This is a genomic window from Gimesia alba, from assembly GCF_007744675.1.
In the GTDB taxonomy this organism is placed as follows: domain Bacteria; phylum Planctomycetota; class Planctomycetia; order Planctomycetales; family Planctomycetaceae; genus Gimesia; species Gimesia alba.
On record NZ_CP036269.1, the window covers coordinates 6,870,590 to 6,888,256 of the forward strand.

The window sequence follows — 17,667 nt, forward strand, 5'->3', positions numbered from 1 at the left end:
GAAAACAGACTCCTTCACAGGCAACTCCTCATCAATCAAAAAAGCCCGAATGCAATCACATTCGGGCTTTTGATTCGATCGGTGAATCCAATACTCATATCATCTTGGTGATGTGATAGTGCCGATCCTCTGAAATATCAACTTCGGCAAGATCCCCAGCGCGCTCAATCATACGTTTGCAATCTGAATTCAAATTCCGAAGATGCAGGCATTTTCCTTCCTGACGATAACGTTCGGCTATTTTATTGATGGCTTCAATTGCCGATTGATCGTAAACCCGCGAAAAGTAAAAATCGATCGCCACCACCGGCGGATCATTCACCGGATCGAGCAGTTCGCGAAAACTACTGACCGAAGCGAAGAACAGAGGTCCGTGTAACTGATAGACTTTTTTATCTTCCTCAAAGTGAATGTCGGCCATCATATGCGTTGCATGATGCCAAGCAAAAATCAACGCTTGTACGATGATTCCCAGTAAAACCGCAACAGCCAGATTATGAAACAGAACCGTGTAACCGGCCACCAGCACCATCACCAGCACATCACTTTTGGGAACTTTGTTCCAGGTATGTAGCGTACTCCATTCAAACGTGCCGATCACGACCATGAACATCACACCCACCAGCGCCGCCATCGGCACCATTGAGATCACCGGCTTCAGCAAGACCACCAGTGTCATTAATCCGACGGCTCCGACAACCCCGGAAAGACGCCCGCGTCCGCCGGAATTCACATTGATCAGTGACTGGCCGATCATCGCGCAACCACCCATGCCGCCAAACAGGCCACAGACAATGTTCGCCGCGCCCTGGCCGATACATTCGCGGTTACCGCTGCCCCGCGTTTCCGTAATTTCATCAATCAGCGTCAGCGTCATCAACGATTCTATTAACCCCACGCCCGCCAGAATGAGCGCGAACGGGAAAATAATCATCAGCGTTTCCCAGGTAAAGGGGGCGAGGACATACCGCGAATCGAGAAAGAACAACATCGGGAGCGGCTCTTCCGTCGCTTTCACCGAAGCCACCGCGGAAGCAATTTGTGCCTCACTCAAAACAGAAACATCAACGGCTTTGTTCTCGTCTACTTGAGCCACTGTCCCGTTCTCAACTTCCACCTCTTCAGCGGCATCCTTGACGGCATTGGCTCTCAGGTTATTCATCATCAGGTCGTCCACGGTCTGCACGACGTTACTCTGACCGGCAGGAGACCAGCTCTCTGGAGCAAATTTATTAATGCTCACCGCAATCACAGACACCATGATAATCGCTGCCAGTGAACTCGGAACCGCTTTTGTCAGTTTGGGAAGCAAGACAATCACAGCCATCGTCAACGCGACAAGTGCCACCATGATCGTCATCGAAGCACCAGGCAAGAACGTCATCGTTCCATCAATCCCCAGCGTCTTGAAGCTGCCAATTTGCGCCAGGCCAATCACAATCGCCAAGCCGTTCACAAATCCCAACATCACCGAATGCGGCACCAGGCGAATCAATTTCCCCAGCCGCAACACACCCACTGTAATTTGCAGCAAGCCACATAAAATGACAGCCGGAAACAGATATTGAATTCCATGCATGGCGACCAGCGAAACGACTACTACGGCCATCGCACCGGTGGCTCCGGAAATCATACCCGGACGACCGCCGGCAAGAGCACTCACAAATCCGATAAAGAATGCAGAATAGAGACCAACCGTGGGAGGGACTCCGGCAACAAACGCAAACGCGACCGCCTCAGGCACCAGCGCCAGTGCAACGGTCAACCCCGACAATACATCATCCTTGACGGAAGCAGTATGCTTCGAAAAATACTCTAACATCAAAACTCCAATTACCGTTCTCAAAATCTGTCTGCACAGTCAGCCTGTACGACGAACGCATTCGCCTGCAGACTCTCCATGCTAACGCTGGAAAAGGGGCGCACATTGAACAAAACCGCTCGAGTGCAAAAGCAGACTTGTCTTCCAGCTAAAACTGAAACGACAAGGGTTAGCAACACAATCTGTTAACTGTTTAGATTCAAACAGAACCTTTCGACGATACGCAGGACCATCTCAGGGAGCGCGTTGCAGGAAACCAGGTGGGACGTTGAAGGGATCAACTAATTGAATTGAGGGGCGTAACAGCCCTCAGTTCATTTTCCGTGCCCCACTTGTAATCGATCTCCACAGGCTTCACAAGCACGATTTTCGAAGATCTTCCGATTTTATGGCACTTTCACGCGATATTCACACGAATCATGCGACAATACAGGTCGCAACTGCAGGAAGACGCAGGACCACCTGCAACTCACCCTTACCAATCGCAGAACGATTAATGTAGAATCCATTTGACTGAACGCCTGAATTCAGTAAGAACACACAAGGAAACGACCCGCACATGGACAATAAACATTATCTGGTACTGACGGGAGCCAGTCTCACTCCTTGCGTTCTATACTCGCTCAGTTTGCTTTTAGTCTTTTTTGGTGATGCCTATCTCAACCTGTTTCCCGCATTCCGCCTGGAAGGATTTACGATCAAATTTTTGTGCGTCTCCGCTATTGGTGTTGCCACCTTCTGTTTGTTTTACCTGGGGATCAGGGTCAGCTTGAATTGGATTGAGAAGCTGTTGCACTTCTTCTTATGGACCGTCTTTTCAATCACGATGGTTGGGTTTTCATTCCTTTTCACATTGGCTTTGATCATTGTCATCTACGGTTTTCCCGTACCCGACTAAAGTGAAATCAATCGGCGGCCCTAAGTCGATTGCTGAACCCCGAACACGGTGAGGGTACGACATCTCAACCAGGACTTCCAGAAGAATCCTCTTGACACCGTTTACATTTGTAGTTATTTACACATGTAATCATTTAAGAAGGAACTTTCAAATGAATCAGATTTCCATCTCTGATGCCGAATGGCAGGTCATGAACATCATCTGGGACGGCCAGCCGCTCACGTCACAAGAAATCGTCGCCCGTCTCTCAGACCAGACTGACTGGGCCACCCCCACGATCAAAACCATGCTGCATCGCCTCGTCAAAAAAGAGGTCCTCACGTTTGAAGAGCAGGGGAACCGCTATGTCTATCGTTCCCGCGTCAAACGGTCGGCCTGTGTGAAGCAGGCCAGCCGCGCCTTTTTAGATCGTGTGTTCGACAGCGAGCCGGCTCCTTTACTCGCACACTTCATGCAATCCACCAGACTCTCTGCAGAGGAAATCGCAGAGCTCCGCCGCATTCTCGATGACAAGGAACGTTAATCATGAATGGATTCCTGCTGACTGCGAATGTCTACGTTGAAGTCTCCGATAAAATCCTGGAACTGTTGATAATTCCCACGATCACCGCGGGCCTGCTGGCGGGACTCGTCTTGATTGTCAATCTCTTTGCGCGAAAATGGCTGACCGCAGGACAGATGGGACTGCTCTGGGCGCTGGTCCTGATCCGGCTCGCCATCCCCTACGGTTTCGTTCCCGAGAGCTCCTATAGCCTGACCACACTGTTTGTCGAATTCATACAGGAAGCAACGACCGCCGAGTCGCCTCGGGAAGCAGATCCTCCTCCACCACTGCCGGAGCCCTGGCCCGTCAGTGATGCCTACTCGGCAACTCCCGCTCTCGCCAACACGACTCAAATGAATCAAATACAGTTCCTCGAACCGGAAATCCCCAAAGTCAGTTTCACCGAAACTCTCCAGAAATATCTCATCATTCTTCTCGAATGGTTTTTCCGTATCTTGCCACCGCTCTGGTTTGCGGGTTCCTTGTTGATTCTGATTCGTATGCTGATTTCCCATAGCCGTTTTACTCAAAAAATCAACCAACGACCGGTTTGCACCGATCAGCGATTGTTCCAACTCTGGAACTCCTGTTGTGAACAGGTTCAATTCCGCCACTCTGTTCCCGTGATTGTCTGCGACGACATTACTCAACCGTCCGTCATGGGAGCCTTCAGTCCCAGACTGCTGCTCCCCACCGATCTCACAGATCTGTCCGACCAGCAACTTCAACTAATCATGCTCCACGAGTTAGCGCATCTTAAGAAGCGGGACCTATGGGTCAACTGGTGTTTGTTCGGCCTGCGCCTGCTGCATTGGTGGAATCCTCTATACTGGCTGGCAGCGACCCGTTTTTCTTCACTCCGCGAACAGTCTCGCGATGCCATGGTCCTCCGCTGGCGAGAACAGCAAGACCCAAACAACACTGAGAGCAATCCTTCCCGCGAGTTCAGCGAGCTTCTACTCACCCTCGCCCAGCGCGATCCCGGCTCCCGCTGGCGCGTTTCCCTGCCGGTCTCCCTGCTGGGCTTTCTGAACTCCCCGTTTCGCAAGCGGTCTCTGGTGAACCGACTCAAAGCACTCCGTTCTGCGACGGTGAAAGTTCCCCCCCTGCACACCACAGCCGTCATTCTCGTCATCGCCCTCTTCGCAGCCACAGGCCTGGCGGACTTCAAAGATCCTCCCCACCAACCGCAAACACCGGCGGAACAGGAACACCGCCTGAACTTGTATGCCGACCTGGCAGTACCCGAGCCTGCAACCAAAACAGATTTCGAGCCGCTCTACACGAATCAGATCAAAGTCGAAAATGTGGTCCGGAAAATTGCGGAGCAACGCGGTATTTCCGAAGAAGAGGCCCGGAAATATCTGTTGATCCACGTCAATTTTCTCCTCGAATTTCAGAACCGAAAATACATGCCCCTTGGGAAACCACTCAAGCAGGCCTATGCAAAATTTGATGAGAAAAACCGTCTCATCGTCCACGCGCCCAATTCGCTTCACGAAGAACTGAGCCAGCAACTCCGTGCCTGGGAACAGAGTGGCCTGGGACAGATTTCCATCGAAGTCCGTTTTGCGTTACTGTCTGCTGACATTGCTGCCAGGTCGAACATCACGTGGAATGAACTGGAAGCGGATGTCGCTCCCTCCTTACAGTCACAATTTGAAAATCTGTCAGACTCTAAAGAACCGGTGGTCCAATCCAGCGCGATCGTCGAAGAATATTTCCCCGTACGGGTTGCGGCGTTGACAAAGTCACAGGAAGAGCAATTTTTTCGAGCAGCACAGAGTGACTCACGCAGCAACATTGTTTTTGCACCAAAGGTCACTCTGTTTAACGGGCAACGCGCCACGATCTCCGATCTCGTCCAACGACCTTTCGTCATTGGCTTGAAGAAACAGGAAAATGATCAACTGCAACCCAGGATTAAAACCATCGACGAAGGCCGGAATCTCACACTCAGACCCGTCATCTCAGCTACAGGTTCCGAGGTGAATCTGAAAGGCTTAATCGAACTGAGCCAGATTGTGGATGTCAATTTATTTACCACCCCGATCGCGGGAAAAGAAGCCATCATCCAAATCCCCCGCGTCCACCGCCGAAGTATCTCCGTCGCATCCCATCTGAAAGATCAGCAGTCCTTACTCATTTGCATTCCCCCTACATTTCAGCAGAAACATTTTCAATACGTCATTCTGAAAGTTTTGATTCTCGATGAACTCCAACAGGAGTCTTCGCTTTAAGATCCGTCGGACCAATGAGAAACAGGAATAAAGCCAGCCAGGTCAACATAGATCAGATTTCTAAACCTCAATAACAAATAAATAGACTTTCGCTACGGGGAAAACCTGCCTCATGTTTACTGGCATCCGGTCCCGGCACTCGTTATTCTGGAATCATCCAACCGTGATCATATCCATCATACATAAAGGTGATTTCCATGTTTCGTGCGTTCCTCGTTCTCTGCTGTCTCTGCATCTCAACACAATCCTTCGCCGCTGAACGACCCAATATTTTATTCCTCTTCACCGACGACCATGCCCCGCATGCCATCGGTGCTTACAAAGGGTTTCTGGAGAAAGTCAACCCGACGCCCAACATCGACAAACTCGCCGCCGAAGGCATGCTGTTCAAAAACAGCTTCTGCACGAACTCCATCTGTGGACCCAGCCGCGCCGTGATTCTCACTGGCAAACACAGCCACATCAACGGCTTCATGACCAACCGCGATCTCTTTAATGGCGATCAGCAGACCTTTCCCAAACTCCTGCAAAAAGCAGGTTACAAAACCGCAATGATCGGCAAATGGCATCTCTCTTCCGATCCGCAAGGCTTCGATCACTGGAAGGTCCTCCCCGGTCAAGGCGACTACTACAACCCCGCCTTCAAAACCCCCAAAGGCCGCGAACAGGTTGAAGGCTACTGCACCGACATCGTCACCGACATGGCCCTCGACTGGTTGAAACAAAACGCCAACTCCGACAAACCCTTCATGCTGATGTGCCAGCACAAAGCCCCGCACCGTACCTGGATGCCACCCATCCGGCATTTACATCTCTATGATGACATCACCATCCCCGAACCGAAAACCCTGTTCGACCAGTGGGAAGACAACGCCAGTCCCGCCCGACACGCGGAGATGTCCATCGACGGTTATATGAATCTCGTCTACGACGTCTTCGGTCCTCCCATCAACGGCTGGGATCCGAACGTCGGCAAATCGATGGATAAATCCGGTTTCCGTAATCTCAAAAAAATGACTCCGGAACAACTCAAAGCCTGGAACGCCGCCTTCGATCCCAAAAACGAAGCGCTCAAAAAAGCAGGTCTCACCGGCAAAGATCTCGTCCGCTGGAAATACCAGCGCTACATGAAAAACTATCTCCGCTGTGTCAAAGGGGTCGACGAAAACATCGGCCGCATGCTGGCCTACCTGAAAGAAACCGGCCTCGATAAAAACACGATCGTCATTTATTCCTCCGATCAGGGATTCTACCTCGGCGATCATGGCTGGTACGACAAACGCTGGATGTACGAAGAATCATTCAAGATGCCGCTGATCGTCAAATGGCCCGGCGTCACCAAGCCCGGCACCGTGAATACCGACATGGTTCAAAACCTCGACTACGCCGAAACCTTCCTCGACATCGCCGGTGCCGCCATTCCCGACGATATGCAGGGCCGCTCGCTGGTCCCACTGCTCAAAGGCCAAAACACAGACTGGCGGAATGCGTTGTATTACCACTATTTCGAATTCCCCAGCGTCCACATGGTCGCCAAACACTTCGGCATCCGCACTCAGCGCTTTAAACTGATCCGCTTCTATCAGTTCGACGAATGGGAATTCTACGATCTGGAACAAGACCCGGAAGAACTGACCAATCAGTACAACAATCCAAAATACGCCGACGTTATCGCCCAGCTGAAACCACAGCTGATGGAGCTGCGAAAAACCTACAAGGACGATTCCGACATCAGCGTCATGCCCCTCGAATGGCGTAAAAAATATCGCCCGGAATTGGACTAAAAAATATTTCGCGTTAATTGCAAAAGAAAGGCGGCACTATGTGGCCGCCCGCCTGGCGAGATTCGATTGTTGATGACTCTGTGGAAGGAACCAGTTCAAGTATACGTCCGCTGGTCTTGATCCTACGGGCAGACACATGAGCCCAACCCTACCACAACACACGTGGGTCCAGTTGCTCTGAGTTTGCAGCAGCACTCTCGGACAAGCGCGTGGTGCCTGCGTCCCTCATTCCCCGTTCGTGTTCACTTTTTTATCGACGGACTCCGTTTTCCCATTCATCAAAGTCCGCTCAAAAAATTGTTCCATCAGGGGATAGGTTTCTTCTTGATTCTGGGTGAACACGCCATGACCGGCGCCCGGGTAGCGGTGATACGTGACATCTTTGGCACCAGCCGCTTTCAATGCTTTAACAAATTCATCTGCCTGCGCTACGACGACCAGACGATCCTTCGTTCCTTGAAACACCAGAAATGGCGGGGCTTTGGCGTGCACGTAGCTGATCGGTGATGCTTTCCTGGCTTGTTCCTCTAAACTGGTATCAGGCTGTTCCAGAAACTTGAGCAGCCGGCGTTTGTTTTCAATTCCACCAGGCCAGCTTGTGAAATCAGTGGGAACAGCAGAGGCACAAACAGCATTCAAGGCGCTGGACTGATCCTGCCAGGGACCATCCCCTTCCAGTTGCTGATCTTTACCGACCAGTGCCAGCAAACTCACCAGATGGGCACCGGCTGAATTTCCATAACCGCCAATCCGATTGGGATCTACGTGGTACTTTTCTGCATGGGCACGTAACCAGCGAACCGCACATTTCACATCTTCCAGACAGGCAGGAAAAGCGGCTTCTTGTGTCAGACGATAATTCACACTAATGCAGACATATCCTTTTTTCGCGTATTCGATCGGAGCCGTCCTGAAAATACCGCGGCTTTTATCCCCACTCGACCAACCGCCGCCATGCACAAACACCAACGCCGGCCTTAGATTCTCACCACGCTTCTTGGGCATCATCAGATCCAGCGTCCAGTACCTGCTCTTTCCCTCACGGTATTCAAGATCTTCAACGATAATCAGATCTTTGGGTACGGGAACCGCGCCGACACGGGAGGGAACCGTATCCCGCTTGATTGGCTCTTCATAAGATTTGAGCTGTTCGTCAGGAACCAGGTAGATGGCAACAGACAGGATCATAACGACGGTTAAAAAGCGAGTCACAAATAGCGGCATTGGCAAGACCTCAGGTCACAGAAAAGTCAGCAAAACAGTGATTCAGTAACTCAATAAACACCGGAATGCCGAACGGGTCTCTCTCTCTTTCTCGAAATTCAATTAATATCTCGTTCGAAAATTCACCAGGAATCTTTTTGCAACGTGTGATACAGCACAGGCAGATTATATATAATTTAAACATATTATAGATTATTATTTGACTTATAGAGCAAGTCTCTTTTAAATTGCACTATATATTGACTGCTCTTGAGCCTGAATTCCGGACCAGGAGTCCCATTCAACACCACACGAAGAATCGATTATGAATCCGCGCTCACTCAATTTCATATTATTAATGACAGCAGTGTTCTTCGTTGCCCCTGCTTTTGCTGTAGAAGCCCCAACGCTACCGAAAAACAAAATCGACTTTGAAAAGCAAATTCTGCCCCTCTTCAAGGCAAACTGTTTTGATTGTCATGATGAAAACACACAGGAAAGCAAATTGCGTCTCGATCGGAAGGCGGCGTTACTGCGTGGCGGCGATTCGGGTGAGCCGGCGATTATTGTGGGGCAAAGCGCAAAGAGTCACTTGATCAAACTCGTGCGAGGCGAAGAAGCGGGGCACCTGATGCCCCCCGATGAACAGGACCGGCTTTCGACCGAGCAGATTCGTATGCTGGAAACATGGATTGATCAGGGCGCCCCGTGGCCTGGCCCGAACGGCGTCGTCAAACAGGAGACCCAAACGACTGATCACTGGTCGTTCCAGCCTCTCGCAAACGTCACACCTCCCACAATCAAAGACGACTGGATCACGGGCGGCATCGATGCGTTTGTGTTACAGAAACTTCATGACAAACAGCTGACGCACAATCCAACCGCCGACCGCCGTACATTGATCCGCCGACTCTCTCTCGATGTGCTCGGTCTGCCTCCCACGCCCGCACAAGTGCAACAGTTTGTGAACGATGCGTCTCCCGACGCGTATCAGAAACTTGTTGAACAAACTCTGGCCAGCCCGCATTACGGCGAACGCTGGGCACGCCACTGGCTCGATCTGGTTCGCTTTGCCGAGACACATGGTTTCGAAACGAACCGGGAACGCCCCAACGCCTGGCCATACCGCGATTATGTCATTCAATCGTTCAATTCAGATAAGCCCTACGATCTGTTTATCAAAGAACAGATTGCCGGCGACAGTTTCGGGAACCCCCTCGGCACCGGATACCTCGTGGCAGGCCCCTACGACCTGGTCAAAAGTCCGGACATCAATCTGACGCTCATGCAGCGACAGAACGAACTGGACGACATGATCAACACGACCGGGACCGCATTTCTCGGTTTGACGCTCGGCTGCGCCCGCTGTCACAATCATAAGTTCGATCCGATCACACAAACCGACTATTATTCGATGCAGGCCATCTTTGCCGGCGTCAAACACGGCGACAAAAAACTGCCCGTTCCTGATTCACGTCAGAAAAAACTCCAACTCCACCAGCAGGAACTGGCAAAGCTGCAAACAGAACTCGAACAATATCTCTCAAAAACCGTCGCGCGGCAATTCACATTCATCGACGATATCCCCACAACCAACGGTGCCAACAACAAACCCGCTCAAGTCAAATTACTGCAACCATTGGCAGGACGGGGGACCAATCCAGCAGGCACCGCGCGCGGCGAACAACGCGCCCCCGGCAGCCCCCGCCATTCAGCAAACCTGAGTGGCGGCAGCTACAGCTGGTGGAAGAATCAGCCTGACAAGCCGGTTATCGCCTGGAAGCCACAGGTCCGGGGAGACTATCATATCTGGCTTTCCTGGGGCGCCGGTTTTGAAACGCACTCTTCAGATGCACGCTACGTTCTGGACCACGATGGAAACCCGGAAACGACCGACGACTGGGACCAGGTTGCTCTGGTCGATCAGAAAAAGTTCGCAGACGGTTCCAAACCATCAGCTCGCAAACCACTTTGGAGCGGTTTTTATCATGCGGGCGTATTTACGCTGACAGAAAACGAAGCACTCCTGCTGGTCGGCGGTAAAAGTGGGAGCGCCTTGACGGCAGACGCAGTGCTGTTCGAAGCAGCCACTCCATCAGGACTGGCACACCAGCCTGCCAAACCGAACTTTCGCAAACCCGTTCAAGCAACACACAATCTCGAACGGATACATCCCGTCGAAACGAAATTCATTCGGTTTACCATTCACGCCACAAACGGCGGCCAGCCTTGTCTGGATGAACTGGAACTCTTTTCGCGAGGCACCAACGTCGCTCTGGCTGAATTGGGGGGAGTCGCTGCGTGTTCCAGTGCGTTACCCGGATATCCAATTCATCAACTCAAGCACATCAACGATGGAAAATTCGGCAACTCTCATAGCTGGATTTCCAATGAAAGCGGTAAAGGCTGGGTTCAGATCGAACTGGCACAGCCGACGGTCATTGATCGGATCGAGTGGGCCCGCGATCGGGAAGGAAAATACGGTGATCGTCTGCCCGTCGATTATGTTATCGAAGCCTCACTCAACGGAACCGACTGGGAAACGATCGCCGGTTCCAGCGATCGTCTACCGCACTCGCTGCCGCAGTCGACCTTAAATGCGGCGTCCGTTGCCTATCGCTTTGACCATCTTCCACCTGAGCAAGCCAAAGCCGGCCAACAGCTGCTCGAGGAACTGAAACAAGTCCAGGACAAACTGTCGGTGCTGCAAAAGACGCCCACCGTATATGCAGGGCGGTTTTCGCAGCCCGGCCCCACGCATCGTCTGTATCGCGGCGAACCGCTGGCCAAACGGGAACAGGTCACACCTGATGCCCCGGAAATTTTCACCAATCTGAATCTCAAAGCAGACGCTCCAGAACGCGAACGCCGTAAGCGGCTGGCCGAATGGATCGCCTCGCCAAAGAATCCGCTCACCGCCCGCGTGATGGTGAATCGCATCTGGCAATTCCATTTCGGTCAGGGATTCGTAACAACGCCCAGCGATTTTGGCGCCGGCGGCGTGGCACCCACACATCCCGAACTGCTCGACTGGCTCGCGCAGGAATTGATCACCAATAACTGGTCGCTCAAGCACATTCACCGCCTGATTTTGAATTCCGCCACGTATCAGCAGTCGGGCAAACCGAACCCGCAGGCGATTCAAATCGATGCGGCTTCGCAATACTGGTGGCGTTTTCCACCGCGTCGTCTCGAAGCTGAACCGATTCGCGATTCGATTCTCGCCATCACGGGTGTGATTGATCTGAAACAAGGGGGTCCTGGCTTCAGTGCCTTTGAAGTCGACGCGGAAAACGTGCGACATTATCACCCCAAAAAAACCTACGGCCCCGAGGACTGGCGCCGCATGATCTACATGACCAAGGTCCGCATGGAGCAAGACTCTGTCTTTGGTCTGTTCGACTGTCCCGACGCCGCGACGACCGTCGCCAAACGCAGCCGATCGACCACACCACTCCAGGCCCTCAATCTGTTTAACAGCGCGTTCCTGCTGCAACAGGCCGACCTGTTTGCGAAACGGCTTGAAACCGATCAGCCCAATGATATCGCCGCACAGGTCAGGCTCGCCTTTGAACTCTGTTTCTCTCGTCCGCCCACGAAAACCGAACAGACCGAAGCCATCGCGTTTATTTCCCAGCATCAACTTCCCGCGTTTTGTCGGGCTCTGTTGAATAGCAACGAACTACTGTTTATTCAATAACCCGAACTGAATTAGCAATGAACAACGAGTCACGATCATGAGCGCACCAAACCCCGAACTCCCCGCCAGTCGGCATCTGCTGAACCGCAGAAGTTTTCTGAATCAGACTGCCACCGGACTCAGCAACATCGCCCTATCGGCTATGCTGGCCGAACATCAACTTCTGGCGGCCAACAAGGAAACCAGCCGCACGGTCGGCGGGCTGGCGCCGATTCGACCGCAGATCGACGCCGGAAACCCGTTCGCCCCGCGCGATACCCACTTCCCGGCAGCCGCGAAAAATGTGCTCGTCATTTTCTGTTCGGGTGCCTGCAGCCACATCGACACGTTCGACTATAAACCGGCGTTGATCAAAATGAATGGCAAGCCGATGCCCGGCGGTGATAAGCTCGTCACCTTTCAGGGGCAGCAGGGTAATCTCACGCAGAGCCCCTGGAAGTTCAAGCCCCGTGGCGAATCAGGAAAAATGATTTCCGATCTCGTTCCCCATCTCGGCGAACTGGCAGACGACATCTGCTTTCTGCATTCGATCAAAGGCAAAACCAACACGCACGGACCGGGTGAAAATTACATGTCAACCGGCTTCACCCTCGACGGTTTCCCCAGTATGGGCGCCTGGACCAGCTATGCCCTGGGTAGCGAAAATCGTGATCTGCCCGCTTACGTAGCGATTCCCGATCCTCGCGGCACACCTCAGGCATCCGTCAACAACTGGGGCCCCGGTTTCCTGCCGGCCGCCTTCCAGGGAACCGATTTCAACGCCGCTCAACCGATCCGTAATTTAGATCGTCCGTCGACGATCGCTTCGAAAACCGACAAAGCGACTCGCGATTATCTGCAACGCCTGAATGAACAACACCTTGCACGCTTCCCCGGCGATAGCGAGTTGGCTGCTCGCATTTCAAGTTACGAACTGGCAGCCCGCATGCAGCTCAGCGTTCCCGAAATCAGCGATCTCTCTCAAGAGTCAGCAACTACACTCAGTATGTACGGCATCGACGACACGAAAAATCAACTCAAAGCCTCGTATGCGAAAAACTGTCTCTTGGCCCGGCGGCTCATCGAGAAGGGTGTGCGCTTCGTACAACTCTTCAACGGTGCGTACCAGACGGGCGGCGAAGGTGTCAGTAACTGGGACGGACATAAAAAAATTGCCGATCAATATAGCGTGCATGGCCCGGTTCTCGATCAGCCGACGGCCGCGTTGATCAAAGACATGAAGCAACGCGGTTTGCTCGAAGACACGCTCGTCGTCTGGTGTACCGAATTCGGTCGCATGCCGACATTCCAGAAAGGGGCCAGCGGCCGTGACCACAACCCGGAAGGCTTCACCTGCTGGATGGCGGGCGCCGGCGTCAAAGCACCGTTTACTTACGGTGCCACCGATGAATTTGGCTATAAAGCGGTCGAGAACGTCGCCACCGTACATGATTTCCACGCGACGATCTTACATTTACTGGGTCTCAATCATGAGCGGCTGACCTTCTATCATAACGGTCTCGAACGCCGCCTGACCGACGTGCATGGCACCGTGATCAAAGACATCTTAGCCTGAGTTTTCGCCCTTATCTCGTTTCACATGGGATTGCATACACCTGATTAAAATGAATTTGCGTGGTTCTCGCATAAAAACCCTCTAAAAACTCAGGAACCGATCAGCATGATTCCCCGCACGAAACGTAATACAGATTCAGGGTGGACTTGGGTAAAAGACGGGGTTATTATATTATATCTGTCTATATTGTATATAATTTAACTTGATGGACGCTGTTTCATCAAGAACTCGTAGATAAGTGATGAGAAATGGCCGCAGTTGTCTCGAAAGAATTAATGCACGGTTCACGCAGGCAGACCCTCGTACAACAGGTGCTGGCGAAGTTCTTTCAGGGAGAGTATCAACCCAACCAACGGATGACGGTACAGTCTCTGGCGAAAGAATGGAACGTCAGTGCGACCCCCGTTCGCGAGGCGCTCGTCGAGCTGGAAGGGATCGGTATTGTCGAAATCTTTCCCAATCGCGGTGCCGTCCTGCGGAACTTCGGCGCCAAAGAATTGCGAGAAATCTGTCAGGTGCGGCGGATTCTGGAAAGTGAAGCGACCCGTTGTGCCTGCGGTCATATTACACCGCACGAGTTAGCCCGGCTGGAGAAGATTTTCAGCGAGCTTTCCAGCGCAAAGCGAACCGTGGAATGGTCGGAAACGACACAGGAATGGGACGATTACCTGCATGAGCTCATTTATCGCACGTGTGGCAGCGAGCGTCTTTCGCATGAGATCAACCGTTACCGGGTCTTATATCGGACATTAAGACAAGTCCGGCACAGTAAGCGCCAGAATGTCAAAGACTACCAGCACATGGAAGAAAACGCAGAGCACCTGCGCATTGTCCAGGCACTGGCAGCCGGTGAACCTGAGAAAGCCGCCCAGGCGATGAACGAACATTTGCAGCAGTCCGCTAAGGAACTGGAACGTGATCTGTTCCGGAATGAAGAGGCGTAAGCAGAACTTGAAACGCGATGGACTTCTACGCATCGCAGCAGAAACAGTTGAGGAAAACCCAGTGATACGAAGTTTAATAACCCGATCCGGCCTGGTCTGTCTCATTTTTGCCAGTCTCAGTCTACTCTTGCCGGCTGCCGGAAAAATACCCGAATCGAAAACCAGCGTCGATTTCGAAACACAGATCGCACCTCTGATCGTCGAGCACTGCATTCGCTGTCATAAACCAGGCAACGAAAAAGGGGAGCTCTCTCTGAATTCACTGCAATCACTCAAAGAGAACGGCTTTCTCACGCCGGGGAAGCCCGCTGAAAGTTATCTGCTGGAAGTAATTCAGGTTGATCCCGAGACTGGCAAAGCAGAAATGCCCAAAGGCGCGAAGCCCCTTTCAAAAGAGGAAGTCGCCCTTTTCAGTCGCTGGATTAAACAGGGCGCCCCATGGCCGGAAAAGTTAAAACTGCAGGAAAAATCCAAAGCCGACTTAACCTGGTGGTCGCTCCAGCCTTTAGCTAAGAACAATCATCCCGCCACATCAGACGTACCTGAATCGTGGCAGAAACATCCCATCGATCGATTCATCGCCGCAAAGTTACAGGAAAAAAACCTGCAGCCTTCGCCCCGCGCCTCGAAACGAACCTTAATCCGGCGGGCCACTTATAATCTGACGGGCCTGCCCCCCACGCCGGAAGAAGTCGCCGCCTTTGAAAACGATGCTTCACCCGATGCCTACGAAAAACTGATCGACCGGCTGTTAGCTTCACCCCGCTATGGAGAACAGTGGGGCCGCCACTGGCTGGATGTGGTCCGTTTCGGCGAGAGTAACGGCTTCGAGCGGAACGTGATCATCGACAATGCCTGGCCGTTTCGGGATTACGTGATCAAGTCGTTCAACGACGACAAACCCTTCGACCGGATGGTCATCGAACATCTGGCCGGCGATGTGGTTGGCAAAGGCGATCCCAGTGTCGAAGTCGGCACTACGTTCCTTGTCTGTGGACCGTACGACAATGTCGGCAATCAGGACCCGGTTCAAAAGGCTCAGATCCGCGCGAATACAATTGACGATATGATTCGCACCACAGGCGAAGCCTTTCTCGGACTGACCGTCGGCTGCAGCCGCTGTCACAATCATAAATTCGACCCGGTGATGCAACAGGATTATTACAGCCTGTATGCCACTTTCTCAGGCGTGTTTCACGGCAGTCGCGTGATTGCCTCAAAAGAAGCACAACAGAAACGCAACGCACAACTCCAACCACTCAATGCGCGCAAAGCAGAGCTGACGAAAGAAAAATCAAAAACCGAATCGGCCATTCAGGCCCGTGCAGAAAAGAAAGCCGCCGACTACGAAAAACCGTGGGTGCGTGAACCTGTGAAGCGAACAGGAGTGGAAGATACGTTCAAACCAGTCAACGTGAAATTTGTGCGGCTGACCTCACTGGGACTTGATACAAGCCCCTGGGCGAAAACCGGTTATCGGGTGGATGAATTCGAAGTCTGGACCGACGAAAAGACGCCTCGTAATGTTGCACTCGCGACAAACGGAGGTATCGCGAAAGGCGCCAACAGCCGCACCGCTGGTGACTTTGCCGGTGCCTATGATGTGAGCCTGACCATCGATGGCAAAATTGGTGCCTGCTGGATCGCGGGCAGCCCGGAACTGACAATTGAGTTTGCCCAGCCGGAAACGATCAATAAAATCGTCTTCTCCAGCGATCGCTCGGGCGCCGCGATGAGTAACTACAAAGCCACGTTCCTCTCAGAATATAAACTCGAAGTCTCATCCGATGGTAAGACTTGGCGTGAAGTCGCCTCGTCCCAGGATCGGAAACCGGTCAATACCCGACACCGCCGTAAACGGTTCTTTATTCTGGAAGCAACACCCGACGAAAACAAACGGCTCAGTAAAATCAACGCAGACATCGCCAGGACCGACCGTGAACTGGCCGCTATTCCCCCGCTGCCTGCCTGGTGGGTCGGCAATCATAAGCAAGTCAATGGCCCGTTCCACATTTTTGTCGGCGGAAATCCACAACGCAAAGGGGACTCTGTCGTTCCCGCGAGTATGTCCACGCTCAGTAATGTCACCAAAGCCTATGAACTGAAGGCCGATGCGCCACAGGGAGAACGCCGTCTGGCATTAGCCCGTTGGCTGGTGGCAAAAGAGAACCCGCTAACGCCGCGTGTGCTCGCCAATCGACTCTGGCACTACCATTTCGGTACTGGCATTGTTTCAACGCCCAGCGACTTCGGGTACATGGGCACGCGTCCTACACATCCTGAACTCTTAGACTGGCTTGCGGTTCAGATTCAAGAGAACGGTTGGCGGCTCAAAGACATTCAGAAGCAAATCATGCTGTCAGAAACCTATCAGCAGGCGAGCACCTTCCGCGAAGAGGCAGCCCGCATCGATTCCGATTCTCGTTTTCTCTGGCGCTTCCCGCCACGTCGTCTGACGGGAGAAGAAATTCGCGATACACTACTCTCTGTGTCCGGCAAACTCGATCTCAAAATGGGCGGTCCCGGTTTTCGTCTATATGAATATCTGCAGGACAACGTTGCCACCTATGTACCCCGCGAAACATTCGGGCCGGATACGTATCGCCGTGCTGTCTATCATCAGAACGCCCGCGCGGCCCGCATCGATTTGCTAACCGATTTCGATTGTCCCGATAACGCGTTTGCTGCTTCTAAACGAAATGCAACAACCACGCCGCTGCAGGCACTCACGCTCATGAACCATCAATTTACCCTGGACCTTTCCCAGTTCCTAGCAGAACGTCTGCAGCAGGAAGCGGGCACAGACAAAATCGATCAGCAGATCGATCGCGCTTTTCGTCTGTTATACGCGCGGCCTCCCATCGCGCAGGAACAACAGGCGGCACGCGCGTTGATCGCAGCGAACGGTCTACCCGCCTTTTGTCGCGCGATGATTAATTCCAACGAACTGATTTACCTTGATTGAAGTGGTGAACCC

10 protein-coding genes are annotated in these 17,667 nt (G+C 52.5%); 8 read left to right on the top strand and 2 right to left on the bottom strand.

Annotated features, from left to right (window positions below; translation table 11 throughout):
- Positions 1 to 94: 94 nt before the first annotated feature.
- Positions 95 to 1,822 (bottom strand): SulP family inorganic anion transporter, encoded by a 1,728-nt coding sequence (locus Pan241w_RS25600; protein WP_145221502.1) that lies wholly within the window; start codon positions 1,820 to 1,822, stop codon positions 95 to 97.
- Positions 1,823 to 2,381: 559 nt separating this feature from the next.
- Between Pan241w_RS25600 and Pan241w_RS25605 the strand changes: the two genes are divergently transcribed.
- The 4 genes from Pan241w_RS25605 (at position 2,382) to Pan241w_RS25620 (ending at position 7,288) form a co-directional block, all read left to right on the top strand.
- Complete coding sequence (locus Pan241w_RS25605) at positions 2,382 to 2,720, top strand: hypothetical protein (protein WP_145221505.1); 339 nt, start codon at positions 2,382 to 2,384, stop codon at positions 2,718 to 2,720.
- Positions 2,721 to 2,871: 151 nt separating this feature from the next.
- Positions 2,872 to 3,243 carry a BlaI/MecI/CopY family transcriptional regulator gene (locus tag Pan241w_RS25610; RefSeq protein ID WP_145221508.1) on the top strand — a complete coding sequence of 124 codons (372 nt, stop codon included), beginning with the start codon at positions 2,872 to 2,874 and terminating at the stop codon, positions 3,241 to 3,243.
- Positions 3,244 to 3,245: 2 nt separating this feature from the next.
- Complete coding sequence (locus Pan241w_RS25615; RefSeq protein WP_145221511.1) at positions 3,246 to 5,504, top strand: M56 family metallopeptidase; 2,259 nt, start codon at positions 3,246 to 3,248, stop codon at positions 5,502 to 5,504.
- 197 nt (positions 5,505 to 5,701) lie between these two features.
- Complete coding sequence (locus Pan241w_RS25620) at positions 5,702 to 7,288, top strand: sulfatase family protein (protein WP_145221514.1); 1,587 nt, start codon at positions 5,702 to 5,704, stop codon at positions 7,286 to 7,288.
- Positions 7,289 to 7,513: 225 nt separating this feature from the next.
- On the opposite strand, the gene Pan241w_RS25625 is transcribed toward Pan241w_RS25620, so the two are convergent.
- A complete protein-coding gene (locus tag Pan241w_RS25625; RefSeq protein ID WP_145221517.1) occupies positions 7,514 to 8,512 on the bottom strand; it encodes an alpha/beta hydrolase in 999 nt (332 codons plus the stop codon).
- Between the two features lie 304 nt (positions 8,513 to 8,816).
- Here Pan241w_RS25625 and Pan241w_RS25630 point away from each other — a divergent pair, with 304 nt between their 5' ends.
- From Pan241w_RS25630 to Pan241w_RS25645, 4 genes are all read left to right on the top strand, one after another.
- The gene (locus tag Pan241w_RS25630) at positions 8,817 to 12,191 is read left to right on the top strand and encodes a DUF1553 domain-containing protein (RefSeq protein ID WP_145221519.1); all 3,375 of its coding nucleotides are present in this window, start codon (positions 8,817 to 8,819) and stop codon (positions 12,189 to 12,191) included.
- Positions 12,192 to 12,228: 37 nt separating this feature from the next.
- Positions 12,229 to 13,746, top strand: coding sequence for a DUF1501 domain-containing protein (locus Pan241w_RS25635; protein ID WP_198000153.1), 1,518 nt, complete (start codon positions 12,229 to 12,231; stop codon positions 13,744 to 13,746).
- A 248-nt stretch (positions 13,747 to 13,994) separates the two neighbouring features.
- The gene (locus Pan241w_RS25640; RefSeq protein WP_145221522.1) at positions 13,995 to 14,690 is read left to right on the top strand and encodes a GntR family transcriptional regulator; all 696 of its coding nucleotides are present in this window, start codon (positions 13,995 to 13,997) and stop codon (positions 14,688 to 14,690) included.
- A 61-nt stretch (positions 14,691 to 14,751) separates the two neighbouring features.
- Positions 14,752 to 17,655 (top strand): DUF1553 domain-containing protein, encoded by a 2,904-nt coding sequence (locus Pan241w_RS25645; RefSeq protein ID WP_232107274.1) that lies wholly within the window; start codon positions 14,752 to 14,754, stop codon positions 17,653 to 17,655.
- Positions 17,656 to 17,667: the final 12 nt, after the last annotated feature.

What these genes read in the sequence shown, in the direction of transcription:
- Pan241w_RS25615 (WP_145221511.1), top strand. Translation starts at nt 3,246, where the DNA reads ATGAATGGATTCCTGCTGACTGCGAATGTCTACGTTGAAGTCTCCGAT.
- Pan241w_RS25600 (WP_145221502.1), bottom strand. Translation starts at nt 1,822, where the DNA reads ATGTTAGAGTATTTTTCGAAGCATACTGCTTCCGTCAAGGATGATGTA.
- Pan241w_RS25640 (WP_145221522.1), top strand. Translation starts at nt 13,995, where the DNA reads ATGGCCGCAGTTGTCTCGAAAGAATTAATGCACGGTTCACGCAGGCAG.
- Pan241w_RS25610 (WP_145221508.1), top strand. Translation starts at nt 2,872, where the DNA reads ATGAATCAGATTTCCATCTCTGATGCCGAATGGCAGGTCATGAACATC.
- Pan241w_RS25635 (WP_198000153.1), top strand. Translation starts at nt 12,229, where the DNA reads ATGAGCGCACCAAACCCCGAACTCCCCGCCAGTCGGCATCTGCTGAAC.
- Pan241w_RS25605 (WP_145221505.1), top strand. Translation starts at nt 2,382, where the DNA reads ATGGACAATAAACATTATCTGGTACTGACGGGAGCCAGTCTCACTCCT.
- Pan241w_RS25620 (WP_145221514.1), top strand. Translation starts at nt 5,702, where the DNA reads ATGTTTCGTGCGTTCCTCGTTCTCTGCTGTCTCTGCATCTCAACACAA.
- Pan241w_RS25625 (WP_145221517.1), bottom strand. Translation starts at nt 8,512, where the DNA reads ATGCCGCTATTTGTGACTCGCTTTTTAACCGTCGTTATGATCCTGTCT.
- Pan241w_RS25630 (WP_145221519.1), top strand. Translation starts at nt 8,817, where the DNA reads ATGAATCCGCGCTCACTCAATTTCATATTATTAATGACAGCAGTGTTC.